Source organism: Williamsia limnetica (genome assembly GCF_003217475.1).
GTDB classification, from domain to species: Bacteria; Actinomycetota; Actinomycetes; order Mycobacteriales; family Mycobacteriaceae; genus Williamsia; species Williamsia limnetica.
On sequence record NZ_QJSP01000037.1, the window covers coordinates 1 to 14,188 of the forward strand.

Below are 14,188 nucleotides of genomic sequence, written 5' to 3' on the forward strand. Positions count from 1 at the left end.
GCGGCGAGAGCAACATGGTCAGCGCCTGCGCGCTCGGCGACCACAGAAAAGATGATCCATGGAGCGAACCCGAGCAACATCATTTTGGCGTTCATGTACGTCCTTGGTGTCATGCGAATGTAGATAGATCTAATCGTTAAATGCACCGTTGCGCAACAAGGACCGCGTGAATTCCTAGACCATCAACAGCCCGCGATCCGCACCAAATCTGATGCCATGCACCATAGTTCGACTTACGCTGGTGGCCACTCGCCAATTCGATGGGCCGAAATGCAGGTACCCACCGGTTATCCGCGGAGTCAGTGTTCTAATACTTTATGCCAACTCGTGGTCGGGCCAATGGCCTGCGTGCTGCCGCCGTATCGCTTCTACTTCTTCTCTCCGTCACGGCAGTGTCCGTGCCTGCCGCACACGCTGACCCCGGACCCGGCTCCCCCATACCGTCGGCAGATCCCTTCTATACCTACGACGGATCACTGACGGACATCGACCGTGGCGCGGTGCTGAGGACCCGGCCCATGACATTCCAGACCCCGACCATCACCACGCCCATCACCGGCACCCAGGTGCTCTACCGCACGACCGATCAATTCGGCGCCGGCGCGGTCACGGTCGCAACGGTCCTGAGACCGCTGGTTCCCGGCCCGACCAAGCTCATCTCCTACCACATGGCCTACGACGCCCTCGGGTCTCAATGCGACCCCTCGTACGTCCTCAGTGGCGGCTCCACCAGCACCATCGCCGAGGCCGAACAAGCCGTGATCGCCGGCTACCTCGCCGCCGGGTACACCGTCGTCGCACCCGACTACGAGGGCGAAGACCTCGAATGGACCATCGGCCGACAATCCGGGTACGCAGCGCTCGACGGGATCCGCGCCGCCGAAGCTCTCCTGGGTGTGCCCGCATCGACCCCGGTCGGGTTACTCGGGTACTCCGGCGGTTCGGTACCGACGCAGTGGGGAGCCGAGATCGCACCGGCGTATGCGCCGGAACTCAACATCGTCGGAGTGGCCGCCGGAGGATTGCCGGTCGATCTGGCCCACAACCTTCCGTACGTCAGCGGCAGCAAGCAATGGGCCGGGGTCATCCCGGCACTCGTCGTCGCCTACCAACGCACCTATGACATCGACACCAGCACCTTCCTCTCCGCGGAGGGCCAGCAGATCACCAACGCTGTCAGCTCCCTGTGCATCGCCGAGTTCGCCTCGGACTACCCCGGCCTGACCAATGCCGACATGGTCAAAGCGCCCTACACCTCGCTCCTCGACGTGCCGCAGGTGGTCGACGCCATCAATGACAACATCATGGGCAGCCAAGGCACCCCTGACGTTCCGATGTTGCTCGCGGTCGGACACGCCAACGCGATCGGCGACACCGTCATGATCACCGGCGACGTACAAGCCCTGGCCCACGAATATTGCCGTCGCGGTGTCGACGTCACCTATGCCCAGTACAACGGACTCACCCACCAAGAAGCGTTCCCGCCGTTCGAGGCTCAAGCGTTTCCGTACCTCACCGCACGGTTCGCCGGGCTGCCCACACTCAGCAACTGCGCAACCATTCCGGTCGGCAACAGTCTTGCACCGGCCACAGTTCAGTGATCCTCGGGTAGTCGATGGACGGTTACACCGGCGCCGGTTGCCGTGGCATGAAGGGCGAGCGGTTGTTGGTTACATGAGCAATACCCTGCGCGGCTGAGACCTTGACTGGGCACTTGCATTTTGCAAGTATCATTCATATGAGCCTCTTCATCACCTGCCCGGTCGAGAACGTCGAGCGTGCCACCGCCTTCTACACCGCCCTCGGATGGACCCTCAACACCGAGATGTCCGACCACAACGTGTCGTGCTTCGCGATCGCTCCCGAGCAGTACGTCATGCTCGGCAGCCGCGAGATGTATGCGAGCGTCGGCGGCGCCGAGGAACTGATCGGCGGACCCCAGACCCCCTCGAAAGTCACAGTCTCGTTCGACCTCGGCAGCCGCGAAGCAGTCGACGAACTCACCGACCGCGCCGGTGCCGCCGGCGGACGAATCGGTGACACCGATGACTATCCGTTCATGTACCAGCGCCAGTTCGACGACCTCGACGGCTACCACTACTCGCCGTTCTGGATGAAGCCGGACGCCGATCCAGCAACGTGAGCGACCTCGCCGCTGCCCTCGACATCGTCGGAGCGCGGTGGGCTCTGCTCATCGTGGAGCGGCTGCTCGAGGGGCCACAGCGCTACGGCGATCTGCAGCGCGACCTCGGAGTCCCGACCAACATGCTCGCAACCCGCCTGCGCGAGCTCGAAGCGGCCGGCGTACTGACCCGTCTACCCCTCCGGCACAACACCAGGGCCTACGCGCTGACCGATCGTGGACTTGCCTTGCGCGAGGCGATCACCGCGCTCGGAAGTTGGGCCAAAACACCTAGGTGAGGCTTTGGGGCCCGCCTGATGACCCCAGACATCTAGCTGACGGACACTCCGGTCGAGCTCGGCACATCAGCCGATGCGTACGACTCGATGGCTGCATCGCCACCACCACCGACAGGGACCTTGACCCCGTGTCGGCGGAGCACCGACTCCAGGGCGGTCAGCGTGGTCAGGACCGCGTCGCGGCGAGCGTTGTAACCCATCGTTCCGATTCGCCAGATCCGTCCGTGTAGAGGCCCGAACGACGTACCGATCTCGATGCCGTAGTCAGTGAGCAGGTCGGCGCGTACCGCCTCGCCGTGCACCCCTTCCGGAATGTGCACTCCGACAACGTTCGTCATCTTGTACCGTAGGTCGCCGAACGCGCTCAAGCCCAGTCCTTGAACTCCGGCGAGCATCGCGTCGCCGTGCACGCGGTGCCGCGACATGCAGTTGTCCAGCCCCTCATCGAGTAGCACGCGTGCGCATTCGCGCGCACCGTAGAGCATTGTCGTCGCTTCGGTGTGATGGTTCAGCCGATTCGGTCCCCAGTAATCCAGAATCTGACCGAGGTCGAAGTAATTGGATTGGACCCGGTTCTCGCGGACCACGCTGTCAGGGTCACGGATACCGGCCTCGATGCTCTTGCGTGACTCGATCACCTCAGCAGCCCGAGGAGACAGAGTCACTGGCGCACTACCCGACGGGCCGCCGAGACACTTCTGTAAACCGGCCGACACAGCGTCGATGCCCCACTCATCGGTCAACAGACGGTTGCCCGCAATGCTGGCGGTGGCGTCGCAATAGAACAGCACGTCGTACTCGCGACAAATCGCCCCGAGCTCGTCGAGCGGCTGAGCGATCGTCGTCGAGGTATCGCCGTGAACGATGGCGAGCAGCTTCGGGCGCACGGCTTTGATTGCAGCCTCGATTGATTCGGCGTCGAAGGCGCGGCCCCACTCGACATCGATCGCGTGAACCTGCGCCCCACAGCGTTCAGCTATCTCCACCAGCAGATGGCCGAAGCGGCCGAACCTCGGCACCAGGACCCGGTCGCCAGGGCTGATCAACGAAACCAGGGCGGCCTCGATGCCGGCCCGTGCGGTGCCGTCGACGACAAGCGTCGCATCGTTGGAGGTGACAAACACCTCGCGGTACAGGGCCTGCACTTCGTTCATGGTCGCGGTCATGAACGGGTCGTACTGACCGACCAGCTGAGCAGACATCGCCTGCAGCACCCGCGGATATGCCGTGATCGGGCCGGGCCCCATCAACAGGCGGACAGGAGGATCTATCGGTCCGAGGTCGGCGGAGAGTTCAGACGTAGCGCGGGTGGTCATGGGTGGACCGTAGCAATCCGAGCGTGAAACTGTGCGCACTTCTATTCACCGTTGGTTCGTCGTGTTCGTGGGCAAACGGGTGCCAATCGACTGTGTCGGAACACCTCTCAAGCCCGTGCCGGGTGCAGCCAGGAGGCTGGTTGTGGTGATGGTGTTGCTCCTTCGAGAGGGTTACGGGTCGCTGGGCCGCCGACCTACTACCTGGTCGGCGGCCCAGAACTGCAAGATGACGCCTACTGCACGAATTGCAGACGGATTCACAGATTCCTCACCTTGCAATACACCGATTTATGCGACGACCCGGAACACCTGGAATTCGACGACGGGTCCGGGTTGGACGCGTCCTTGCCCGACGAAAATGCTCTGATTGACCCAGGTGTACTTGGCATCACCGCACTCCAGACGCGGCGTGGTCACGAAATAGTGATCGCCGAAGTCGGTACCGGTATCCCCGCCACCGAGCGCGCCGGCAGCAGCCTCGGTGACCTCCACCAAACCCAGGTAGTTCATGTAGATGACAGCTCCGTCATCGGTATAGAACTGCGCCCGCACATCCAGCCGACCAAAACCGTCATCGCCGGCCAACAGCCAGTCACCACCGCCAGGCGCGGCTTTTCCGCTGATGCGGTCACCAGTGACAGTGCCGCCGGTGACGGCGAGAACCTGACGCAACCCGTAGGGCCCCGGCCCGACGATTTGAGGTGCAGCAAGCTCCGCAGTATAGGTGAATTCAGGTTCGAGTTTCACTGACCAACCCCCACTCCGGCAGCAGCCATCACTGTCGACATTCCCTTGGCTATCTCATCACGTCCGAAAGCCTCGACCACAACCTCGGGGTTGAAATACTCACGCAGGAGAACGATCTGGCCATCGTGAATCCGCATGTGCGTGCAGTAAGTGTTGGCATAGATCTTGCCGGTCTGGGTGACAGTCGCCGTTCCATGCAGCTCCAGGATGAACAGCTCGGGATCCGCTGTGTCGTGGATCGTCAGCGAATCGATCCGCAGGTCCGGCACCGACTCAAAGAACCAATCGATGAAGTGACCGATGAGTTCGCCGCCCGGAACTGCCTGCACCAGAGGCTCTGGGGCAAAGGGCATTTCCCAGACAGCGTCATGTGCAAAGAACTTCTTCCACGCCTCCAAAGCCGATCCAGTCGGCGGACCATCATCCAGGGCCCCCCAGAACTGTTCCACCACCCGGCGGTTGTCAGATTGTGCATTCATTCGCGCCTCCAATGTTCGCTTCCGGCGGTTGTGACACAACCACCCGTCAGTCGAACATGCACCATCTGTCGTTAATAGTCAACACTATGTCGACAATGAAAATAGCTGTCTTTCAACGACCTAACGCAAAGTCGGGCAAAGAAGCGACACACTGTGGACTTTACTCAACGCCACGTCTAGACTGGCTTTGTCGATTCCCCGCGTACAGCGTGCACGGGATCGCTACTGGCGACTCTCGCCTTCCTATATCCCCCTGACTCTCAGGAGTTGTCATGACTACATCCATCAATCGTCAGTTCCGTCTGCGTAGCCGACCGACAGGCGAGGTCACCGAGCATGACTTGGAGTGGCTCGAAGAGCCGCTTGCCGACATCAAGGACGGGCAGGCGTTGATTCGGACGCTTTATTTGTCACTGGATCCAACCAACAGGGTCTGGATGAGTCAGATTCGCTCGTATATCGCGCCGGTCGAACTGGGGTCCGTCATGCGGGGGCTCGGCGTCGGACAAGTCGTCGCGAGTCGGCGGGCAGACCTTCCGGTAGGCGCGTTCGTGGTCGGTTTCACCGGATGGCAGGAATACTGCATCGCGGACGACTCGACTCTCGAAATTCCCTTCACGGTACTTCCACAACCGCTGCCGGCACCACTCCCCGCGTTCCTGGGAGTGCTTGGCCATACCGGCATCTCAGCCTTCCTCGGGGTGGAGCTCGGCAATCCCCAGCCCGGGGAGACCTTCGTTGTCTCCGCCGCTGCGGGGGCAGTAGGTTCCATTGCCGGGCAGTTGGCAAAGCAGCGCGGGGCCCGAGTCGTTGGTATCGCCGGTGGCGCCGCGAAGTGTGAGTATCTGGTCGAGGAAGTCGGGTTCGATGCATGCGTCGATCGTCATTCCGATGACTGGCGCGAACAACTCGACGATGCAACCCCTGATGGAATCGATGTCGACTTCGAAAATGCCGGAGGGCCGATTATGGACTACGTTCTCGACAGGTTGAATGTAGGCGCACGAATCACTCTGTGCGGTTTGATATCTGAGTACAACGATTACAGTGACCAAGGTGCCCGTCCGGGCCTCCAGAATGTCAGCCAGTTACTTATGCAACGAGTGACCTTGCGGGGGTTCATCGTCACCGACCATGTCGATCGATATGGCGAAATCATCGGGGAACTCGCCAAGGCGCTGGGTGGCGGCGCACTCCAGTACGCCGAGACCATCGTCGATGGGCTGGAGAATGCCCGCGAAACGCTCAACAGCGCGCTGTCCGGCAACACTCGAGGCAAAGTAGTGGTCAAAGTCGCTGACCTGTAACGCGCATCGATCGGCCGTCTAGGCGCTCTCGTCTAGACGGTCCGATTCGATGAGAACTGCCTAGGAGATCCTCCGACGGGGCTACAGGCGGTTGCGGTACCGAGCTGGTCTCGCACACTCGTTCCTTACCGGAGCAGGCCGGCCAACCCAGAGGCGAAAGATGCTATGGCGTGTTCACCCTTGTCCAGAACGCCTGCGAGCAAGACAAAACTGTGCGGCATCCCTGGATACTCCTCGCTGTGAACACTCACTCCTGCCGCGGTCAGTTTCTCACCGTAACGGCGGGCGTCGTCGGCCACAGGATCAACCTGTGCACTGATGATGACCGCTGGCGGTGACCCTTCCAGACTCCGAGCCAGCACCGGCGACGCGAGGGGCGACTGGCGATCGCCGGCGTTGGGCACGTAAAGGTCGTACGACCACTGCAGGGCCATGCGGGTGAGGAACGGGCCCTCGCCGTACCGCTCGATCGAGTCACTGCCCATGGTGGCATCGAGCGCTGGACACAGAAGGCCCTGCGCCTTCACGGGCGCACCCTGGGTTCGACGGGCATTCGCGACAGCCACAGCCAAAGAAGCCCCAGACGAGTCTCCTGCAACGGCGAGTGAGTCTGCGTCGATGCCTAGCTCGATGGCATGTTCGGTCAACCATGCGAAGGTGTCGAGGGCGTCATTGTGCGCCCGCGGAAACTGATTTTCCGGAGCCAGGTGATACGCGATCGAGACGACAATGAGGCCACCCTGAACACACAGTTCCCGGCAGAGTCGGTCGTGAGAATCAAGGCTACCGCGAACGAATCCGCCTCCGTGGGTGTACATGACCCCGGGTAGCCGTTGAGCGGTGCTGCCCGAAGGTCGATATCGCCGTGCAGCGACCGCACCTTCGCGGACCGGAATGATGATGTCGTCCACCTCGCAATGCTCGTTGGGCGGCCCCGCCAAGGCGACGAGACTTTCACCAGCTTGCCGATAGGCCGCGATCGACTCGTCCCCCGGCTGGGCTCGCGGTTTAGCCGCGAGGTCGTTCAACAGCTGTGCCACTTGAGGGTCGAGCGCGGTCATGGGACGACTCGAAGGACTCGGACGTCACCAGAGACAGTGGCTCCGATGACGGCGAGAACCAGACGTGACCCAGGCCCGACAACCCGGAGTGCAGCAAGCTCGGCAGTACAAGTGAACTCAGGCGCAAGTCTCATAGACCAACCTTCTTCGTCTTCTGCGGGCAACACACGCGCGTGACGTGCTTCCACCACCGAGAATGAACTAATCGTCGGTAATAGTCAACACCAAGTCGATTCCTTCGCTTCGCGATTTTCGGCGCGAAACAGCCCTTCTGCCAACAGTTTCAGCAAACGGCGGCCCAGGATCTTGGCGCGGCCACGCGGCCGCTTCAGTCCCCGGTTCCGAAGTCGACACGGTGTTGACTATCACCAACTGTGAGTCTACTCTCACTTTCAGTTGCCGCTTCCCGTCCGGCGAACGGCACCTCGACACGAAAGGATTGTCATGACCATCAATTCGGATGTAGACCAGATTCAGCCCTCGACCTCGCGCGACGGCGAAAGCTACGTTTCACACCGCGACCAGATCCACTTCAACATGACCGGGGATTTCATGACCGGTGTTGATTTCTGGATTCACGCGACCGGCGAGTCGACCAACGGCCAGCTCATCATCATCGAGACCAACTGGGTCCGCGGCACCGAACCGGTCTGGCACATCCATCACCGCGAAGAAGAAGGTTTCTTCGTCATGGATGGGGAAATCAAAATCCACACCGAAGCCGGTTCCTACAACGCGAAGAAGGGCCAGTTCGTCTGGGGACGCAAGGACCAGAGGCATACATACGAGGTCGTCGGCGAGGAAGCTCGGATCCTCGTGATGTTTGTGCCCGGACCTGATCGTGCAGGTTTCGAGCCCAATACCGGAATCGACAAGTACTTCTACGAGGCACGGGATCGCGAGCTCCGCACACCCGAGCAGCTCCAGGCAGAGGTCGAAAACCTCAAGGTGAATTACGGTCTGGAAATGTTTCCCGAGCTGCCCCACCCGCGCGAGCAGAAGGCCTGAGTGCCAGTGCATTCGATCATGCCGAGTACATCGAACATGGAGCAGTAGTGACTACCGACGTACTTCTTGACACCGTGCCGCACTGGATCGGCGGCGCAGCCGTTGCACCCTCAGACGGCCCACGAACCGACATCCATGACCCTGCCACCGGACGTGTGTTGCGATCGTCCGTCCAGGGGAGTGCCGAAACGGTCAACGCCGCAGTGCACGACGCGAGTAGGGCTGCGGACGCCTGGGCCGCTACCCCCGTCCCCGCCCGTGCTTCGGTGCTCCACCGATTTCGGTCACTGGTAGTCGAACACACCGAAGAGCTCGCGTCGATCATCACATCAGAGCAGGGCAAGACATTGCCAGATGCGCGAGGCGAGGTAGCACGGTCGGTCGAAGCAATCGATGTATCGCTGTCGGCTGTACAGCAGCTCAAAGGTGAGTACTCCGATCAGGTGGCCAACGGGGTGGACACGTACTCCTTCCGTCAGCCGCTCGGTGTGTGTGTTGGCATAACGCCGTTCAATTTTCCGATCATGGTTCCGGTTTCTATGTTCGCGGCCGCCATTGCCTGCGGCAATGCATTCGTACTCAAGCCCAGTGACCGCGTCCCATCGGCGGCAGTTCGCTTGGCGCAGATGATGAGTGAAGCTGGTCTACCCGACGGTGTCCTCAACGTCGTCCAGGGCGGTACCGAGACAGCCGAGGCACTGCTGGATCATCCGGACGTTGCAGCCGTGTCTTTTGTGGGCTCCACGCCCGTGGCCCGGGAGATCTACCGGCGATCAGCCCAAACGGGCAAGAAAGTTCAAGCTCTCGGAGGCGCCAAGAACCATCTGGTGGTGATGCCGGACGCTGACCTCGACGCTGCAGCTGACGCTCTGGTGTCGGCGGCCTATGGCGCTGCAGGACAGCGGTGTATGGCTGTGACCGTCGCGGTGGCTGTTGGCGAGGCCGCGGAAGCACTCGTCGAGAAAACCGCCGAACGCGCGCGCGCTTTCAAAGTCGGACCCGGCGCCGAGACGGAAATCGACATGGGGCCTCTCATCTCACAGGTTGCGATCAACCGCGTTCGCGGAGCACTCGAGCGTTCCGTCGAAGACGGGGGAAAGCTGATCGTAGACGGACGCGAACGATCCGCACCCGGTGACGGATACTTCATCGGCCCAAGCCTGGTCGACAACGTGAGCGTAGAAAGCGATCTCTATCGCCAAGAAGTGTTCGGGCCAGTCCTCGGAGTTGTCCGTGCCTTGAGTCTCGAGGAGGCCCTACGGATTGTGAACGACAATCCATACGGCAACGGCGCCACCATTTTCACCACCAGCGGGCCCGCTGCGCGTCGGTTCACGCGGGGGGTCTTGGCCGGCAGTGTCGGAATCAATGTCCCCATTCCCGTGCCTATTTCGTGGTTTGGATTCGGGGGCTGGGGAGACTCCCGGTTCGGAGACGACGGCCTCAACTACGACGCATACCGTTTCTACACCAGGTCCAAGGTCGTCACGCAGCGATGGATCGAACCTACGCAGGGCCTGGCTCCCCACTTCGTCGCTGCCGGTAACCAGTAGCCGAACAGAAGGATCAGCGATGGATCCGCAGAACTCAGCAGCAAAGGCCATTGACGACCTCCCCTGGCTCGACCATATCGGGGTACTTGTTCGCGATCTCGACTCAGCTATCACCCACTGGACCAACAGGTTTGACGTCAAGGTCGCCAGGACTTTCAGTGCGCCCGCGCTGAATATCGTTTCAGTATTCCTCAACACCGGCGGCGCACAGATTGAGCTGTACACCGTTGAGGATCTCACCGCTCTCGACGATGCTCTCGGAGACGCGACATCGAAACTCGATCACATAGCACTCCGACTGCACCGCGCAGACGGACGTGAACTCGTCGGATGCGACATTCGGGGTCCCGGTCGCCGCGACCCCATCGCAGCGCCCATAACTATCGGTGAATCGGCACATGTCTGGACTGAACCTCCTGGAATCGATGTTCTGCTCCAGCTGATCCGACCCGGCGTCTGAAGTCGCGGGCCGTCAGGCCCACTGATCACCCAGCCCCACACCGCCACCCGCACACTGTGGAGAGAACCATTCATCCGGCGGTCGCGGGATTCTTCACAAAATAGTAGTTCCTGTCGAGTTGGCGGGCCTCTAGACCCATACCCCAAGTAAATCACTCAAGGAGGAGTAGTCATGGGACAACGAATGGAAGGCAAGGTCGCGCTGGTCACCGGCGCGGCACGAGGGCAGGGACGAGCGCACGCCATCCGCCTCGCAGAAGAAGGCGCAGACATACTTGCGTTCGACTGCCCGGCGGATGGCAGGGTGCCGTATCCGGTCGCCACGTCTGACGAACTGAAGATCACGGTGAAAGAGGTTGAAGCTCTTGGCCGACGGATCATCGCCCACGAAGGTGATGTCCGCGAGCAAGCACCACTCGACAACTTGGTCGCCGAGGGCGTCCGCGTTTTCGGCGGCGTCGACGTTGCAGTGGCCAACGCCGGCATCTGGACTGTGCATCCGTTCGCAGACATTCCCGAAGACGAGTTCGCCGACGTGCTGAACGTCAACATCATGGGCGTATGGCGCACCCTGAAGGCTGTGACTCCCGCGATGAAGGCGCGTGGTGGCGGGTCGGTGATCATCACCTCGTCCGGCAATGGCGTCGAAGGATCTCCTCACTACGTTCACTACGTCGCATCGAAACACGGCGTCCTCGGGCTGGCGAAGGGGGCCGCGCTGGAGTTCGGCCAGTACGGCATCCGGGTCAACTCCCTTCTTCCCGGGCCTACCGATACCCCCGCCTTGGACTGGCAGGGCGGTTACGACCTGTGCGCTGGCAAGGGGCCAGGTCAGGGGACGAAAGAAGACTTGCAGGGAGCGAAGTACTGGTCGGCCCTTCGTGACGTGGGCCTGCTGCCGCCACGCGCCATGAGTGAAGCCGTCCTGTGGCTCGCATCCGATGAATCTCAATGGACAACCGGTCTGGAGATGCTGGTCGAAGGCGGGCACATGCTGATGCCCGGACTGAACATGACCAAGATCGCTGCCGACAACCCCTAGAAGCGAGGTTTCAGGCCTCGGTGGGTGTCACGAGGACTTCTGCCTCGACCAAGGTGGTGTCATCGCTCGAGCTACGAGCGATGACACCACCTTTCGGTCCCTGACGTCGCGGCTCAGCGAGGTTTCCACTCCAAACCGTAAACCGTGCGCAACCAGACTGTTGTCACGGTTTCGACCATGTCTTCCAGAGGGATTGCGTTGGCGCTGCGCGCACTCATCAAAGCCAGATTACGTTCGCCCATCCACATCAGGGCAGCGGCCAGCGATCTTGCCGGTGGTCCATCGATAGCCACACCAGTAGCCCTATCGCGGTCGATTCCTGCCGCGGCGGCGTCTATGAAGCGGCCCAGAATGGTGTCCCATTGCGCCTGCAATTCCGCTTCACCCGCAGCGGCATCTCCCACTTCACGAAGAACGTGGCCATGCTGTTCCCACACTTGAATTACTTCCGATACTGCGTGCTCGATCGCAGCCTCGGGCGACATTCCGGCCGGCCGCTCGAAAATCAGCTGTGAGGCACTGTAGACATCAGAGGTCACCCGTGACAGCAACGCGGACAGTACTTGCCATTTCGACTCGTAATAAAAGTAGAACGACGACCGGGACAATCCGGCCCGCTTGGCGAGATCATCTATTGAGATGCTCCGCATCGACACCGTACGAAGTAGTTCGTAGGCACCCTCAAGGATCGCCTGCTCGCGCATATCCCCTTTGAGATTGCGCCGGCCAACCTTCGCTTCTGACGAGCCAAGGCCGTTCAAGGATGTAGGCACCATGGGTACATGGTAGGACACGAGCAAGTACGGAGCGTGTGACACAAAGCAGATGTGATGGCTGCTCGACCCGTGCCTCTTGCTGCGTCGATGGCCGCAGCATCCGTGAAGGTCGCTCCATCCAGCAGCATCTGGCTCAACCGGCGCATACCTCTCCCGTAGGCCACTTTCAACACTGTGTTGACAATCACGGACGGACAGTCCATATTTAGGTGAAGCCAACCATCACGTCGCCGGGCCAGTGCTGGCGCGCGATCCGGCCAGTTCGGTACAGACGGCGTTCACTATTGCTCAATGTCACTCGCATGCCACGAGAAATTGGCCGAATAGCTATTACCAGGAGCCAGTTATGTCCAGTCTCGCCGACAACTTGATTGCATCCGCGGAAAAGCACGGCAATCGACCAGCGATACAGCTGGATGATCATGTCCTCAGTTATGACCAACTCCTTCACCGCGCAGCGGCAGTAGCGGGTGATCTACGCGCCCGGGGCGTTCAACCCGGTGACCGGGTGGGCCTCGTGCTACCGAATGTTCCTGCCTTTCCGGTGCTCTTCTACGGAATACTGTTGGCCGGCGCGGTCGCAGTCCCGATGAATCCCTTACTCAAGGCACGCGAAGTCGAGTACTACATCACCGATTGCGGCATGACGCTCATCTACGGGCTGTCCGGCAACGAGGACGCTGTCTCGACGGCAGCATCAACGGTCGGCATTCCAGCCGTACTCGTTCCGCGTTTGGGACCCGAGGGCCTATCCGGGAGACCGCTGCTTGCCGCCACCGACCGAGCCGACGATGACACGGCCGTCATCCTGTACACCTCGGGGACCACCGGCAAACCGAAAGGGGCCGAACTCACGCATCGCAATATGTCAACCAACGCGGCGACCACCGTAGATACCTTGATCGAGGTAGGCCCCGAGGACGTGATCATGGGATGCCTTCCTTTGTTCCATGTCTTCGGGCTTACCTGCGGACTCAACGCGGCGGTGAGGGCGGCGGCTCTGCTCACCCTCATTCCCCGCTTCGACGCAGTCCAAGCGCTCAATGTTGTCGCTCGCGACAACGTCACGGTCTTCGAGGGGGTGCCCACCATGTACGCCGCGATGCTGCATTCGAGCGAAGCCGACAACGCGGACATGTCCTCACTGCGTACGTGCATCACCGGTGGCGCGGCGATGCCCGTTGAGGTACTGAAAAGTTTCGAGCGGAAGTTTGCCTGCGAGATCTACGAGGGTTACGGGCTTTCCGAGACAGCACCCATCGCCTGCTTCAATCAGCCAGGCTTTGAACGCCGACCCGGCACCATCGGAGTGCCAGTGCGCGGATGTCACCTCCGGATAGTTGACGACGCCGGCACCGACGTTCCTGACGGCGCGGCGGGCGAGATCGCGATCCAAGGCGAAAACGTCATGAAAGGGTATTGGAACCGACCCGACGCCTCCGCCGAGGCAATTCCCGACGGCTGGTTCCGCACGGGAGACATAGCTACGCGCGATACCGACGGCTACTACACCATCGTCGATCGGAAGAAGGATCTGATCATCCGCGGCGGATACAACGTCTACCCACGCGAAGTCGAAGAAGTTCTCTATCAGCACCCCGCTGTTGCCGAGGCAGCAGTTGTCGGCATCAAACACCGGGAACTCGGGGAAGAAGTTGGTGCCGCCGTTGCGCTGAAACCCGGAGCTCAAGCGGCATCTCATGAACTCAAATCATTTGTTCGAGATCGAATCGCCGCATACAAGTACCCGCGTGAAATCTGGCTCGTCGACTCCCTGCCCAAGGGCCCGACCGGCAAAATACTCCGGCGCGAGGTTCACCCTCCAACAATCAACTGACTGATCCGGACGTTCACATCACCGGCCGAAACATCAAGCCCTGCAACACGCCCCGTCCCCGCACGCACACGAAAGAACTTCTCAACCATGGCCGGCAACCCCGATTTCGATTTGTTCAAGCTCGGTGAGGAGCACGACGAGTTGCGTGCGGCGATTCGGGCGCTTTCGGAGAAGGAGATCGA

At 61.0% G+C, this 14,188-nt stretch carries 14 protein-coding genes; 9 read left to right on the forward strand and 5 right to left on the reverse strand.

Annotation, left to right across the window (positions count from 1 at the left end):
- The first annotated feature begins 317 nt into the window (after positions 1 to 317).
- The 3 genes from DFR67_RS29845 to DFR67_RS29855 all read left to right on the forward strand — a co-directional run bounded on the left by DFR67_RS29845 (position 318) and on the right by DFR67_RS29855 (position 2,421).
- On the forward strand, positions 318 to 1,601 hold the full coding sequence (locus DFR67_RS29845; protein ID WP_110473078.1) for a lipase family protein: 1,284 nt from the start codon (positions 318 to 320) through the stop codon (positions 1,599 to 1,601).
- A 137-nt stretch (positions 1,602 to 1,738) separates the two neighbouring features.
- Positions 1,739 to 2,143: a VOC family protein gene (locus DFR67_RS29850; RefSeq protein WP_110473079.1), complete on the forward strand. Its 405-nt coding sequence runs from the start codon at positions 1,739 to 1,741 to the stop codon at positions 2,141 to 2,143.
- Positions 2,140 to 2,421 carry a winged helix-turn-helix transcriptional regulator gene (locus DFR67_RS29855; RefSeq protein ID WP_110473080.1) on the forward strand — a complete coding sequence of 94 codons (282 nt, stop codon included), beginning with the start codon at positions 2,140 to 2,142 and terminating at the stop codon, positions 2,419 to 2,421. Before DFR67_RS29850 ends, DFR67_RS29855 begins: the two co-directional genes overlap by 4 nt.
- Positions 2,422 to 2,453: 32 nt before the next feature.
- Here the strand turns inward: DFR67_RS29855 and DFR67_RS29860 are convergent, their stop codons facing one another.
- From DFR67_RS29860 to DFR67_RS29870, 3 genes are all read right to left on the reverse strand, one after another.
- Entirely contained in the window at positions 2,454 to 3,737 is a 1,284-nt protein-coding gene (locus tag DFR67_RS29860) for a pyridoxal-phosphate-dependent aminotransferase family protein (RefSeq protein WP_110473081.1), read from the reverse strand.
- A 288-nt stretch (positions 3,738 to 4,025) separates the two neighbouring features.
- Positions 4,026 to 4,484 (reverse strand): DUF3237 domain-containing protein, encoded by a 459-nt coding sequence (locus tag DFR67_RS29865; protein ID WP_110473082.1) that lies wholly within the window; start codon positions 4,482 to 4,484, stop codon positions 4,026 to 4,028.
- Positions 4,481 to 4,963 carry a nuclear transport factor 2 family protein gene (locus DFR67_RS29870; RefSeq protein WP_110473083.1) on the reverse strand — a complete coding sequence of 161 codons (483 nt, stop codon included), beginning with the start codon at positions 4,961 to 4,963 and terminating at the stop codon, positions 4,481 to 4,483. The genes DFR67_RS29865 and DFR67_RS29870 overlap by 4 nt, the downstream gene beginning before the upstream one ends.
- A gap of 272 nt (positions 4,964 to 5,235) precedes the next feature.
- Here DFR67_RS29870 and DFR67_RS29875 point away from each other — a divergent pair, with 272 nt between their 5' ends.
- Entirely contained in the window at positions 5,236 to 6,270 is a 1,035-nt protein-coding gene (locus DFR67_RS29875; protein ID WP_110473084.1) for an NADP-dependent oxidoreductase, read from the forward strand.
- A 125-nt stretch (positions 6,271 to 6,395) separates the two neighbouring features.
- Here the strand turns inward: DFR67_RS29875 and DFR67_RS29880 are convergent, their stop codons facing one another.
- Complete coding sequence (locus tag DFR67_RS29880; RefSeq protein WP_110473085.1) at positions 6,396 to 7,331, reverse strand: alpha/beta hydrolase; 936 nt, start codon at positions 7,329 to 7,331, stop codon at positions 6,396 to 6,398.
- 444 nt (positions 7,332 to 7,775) lie between these two features.
- On the opposite strand from DFR67_RS29880, the gene DFR67_RS29885 reads away from it, so the two are divergent.
- From DFR67_RS29885 to DFR67_RS29900, 4 genes are all read left to right on the forward strand, one after another.
- Positions 7,776 to 8,339, forward strand: coding sequence for a cupin domain-containing protein (locus DFR67_RS29885; protein ID WP_110473086.1), 564 nt, complete (start codon positions 7,776 to 7,778; stop codon positions 8,337 to 8,339).
- Positions 8,340 to 8,386: 47 nt separating this feature from the next.
- Positions 8,387 to 9,892 (forward strand): CoA-acylating methylmalonate-semialdehyde dehydrogenase, encoded by a 1,506-nt coding sequence (locus DFR67_RS29890; protein ID WP_110473087.1) that lies wholly within the window; start codon positions 8,387 to 8,389, stop codon positions 9,890 to 9,892.
- A 19-nt stretch (positions 9,893 to 9,911) separates the two neighbouring features.
- Entirely contained in the window at positions 9,912 to 10,352 is a 441-nt protein-coding gene (locus tag DFR67_RS29895; protein WP_211325202.1) for a VOC family protein, read from the forward strand.
- 171 nt (positions 10,353 to 10,523) lie between these two features.
- On the forward strand, positions 10,524 to 11,393 hold the full coding sequence (locus tag DFR67_RS29900; RefSeq protein WP_211325203.1) for a mycofactocin-coupled SDR family oxidoreductase: 870 nt from the start codon (positions 10,524 to 10,526) through the stop codon (positions 11,391 to 11,393).
- A 113-nt stretch (positions 11,394 to 11,506) separates the two neighbouring features.
- Here the strand turns inward: DFR67_RS29900 and DFR67_RS29905 are convergent, their stop codons facing one another.
- Positions 11,507 to 12,169, reverse strand: coding sequence for a TetR/AcrR family transcriptional regulator (locus DFR67_RS29905; protein ID WP_110473089.1), 663 nt, complete (start codon positions 12,167 to 12,169; stop codon positions 11,507 to 11,509).
- Positions 12,170 to 12,515: 346 nt separating this feature from the next.
- Here DFR67_RS29905 and DFR67_RS29910 point away from each other — a divergent pair, with 346 nt between their 5' ends.
- Positions 12,516 to 14,006, forward strand: a complete 1,491-nt coding sequence (locus DFR67_RS29910; protein WP_110473090.1) for a long-chain-fatty-acid--CoA ligase — start codon at positions 12,516 to 12,518, stop codon at positions 14,004 to 14,006.
- Positions 14,007 to 14,188: the final 182 nt, after the last annotated feature.

Coding starts and splice junctions, on each gene's coding strand:
- DFR67_RS29885 (WP_110473086.1), top strand. CDS start 7,776: ATGACCATCAATTCGGATGTAGACCAGATTCAGCCCTCGACCTCGCGC.
- DFR67_RS29910 (WP_110473090.1), top strand. CDS start 12,516: ATGTCCAGTCTCGCCGACAACTTGATTGCATCCGCGGAAAAGCACGGC.
- DFR67_RS29900 (WP_211325203.1), top strand. CDS start 10,524: ATGGGACAACGAATGGAAGGCAAGGTCGCGCTGGTCACCGGCGCGGCA.
- DFR67_RS29895 (WP_211325202.1), top strand. CDS start 9,912: ATGGATCCGCAGAACTCAGCAGCAAAGGCCATTGACGACCTCCCCTGG.
- DFR67_RS29860 (WP_110473081.1), bottom strand. CDS start 3,737: ATGACCACCCGCGCTACGTCTGAACTCTCCGCCGACCTCGGACCGATA.
- DFR67_RS29905 (WP_110473089.1), bottom strand. CDS start 12,169: ATGGTGCCTACATCCTTGAACGGCCTTGGCTCGTCAGAAGCGAAGGTT.
- DFR67_RS29875 (WP_110473084.1), top strand. CDS start 5,236: ATGACTACATCCATCAATCGTCAGTTCCGTCTGCGTAGCCGACCGACA.
- DFR67_RS29845 (WP_110473078.1), top strand. CDS start 318: ATGCCAACTCGTGGTCGGGCCAATGGCCTGCGTGCTGCCGCCGTATCG.
- DFR67_RS29880 (WP_110473085.1), bottom strand. CDS start 7,331: ATGACCGCGCTCGACCCTCAAGTGGCACAGCTGTTGAACGACCTCGCG.
- DFR67_RS29850 (WP_110473079.1), top strand. CDS start 1,739: ATGAGCCTCTTCATCACCTGCCCGGTCGAGAACGTCGAGCGTGCCACC.
- DFR67_RS29870 (WP_110473083.1), bottom strand. CDS start 4,963: ATGAATGCACAATCTGACAACCGCCGGGTGGTGGAACAGTTCTGGGGG.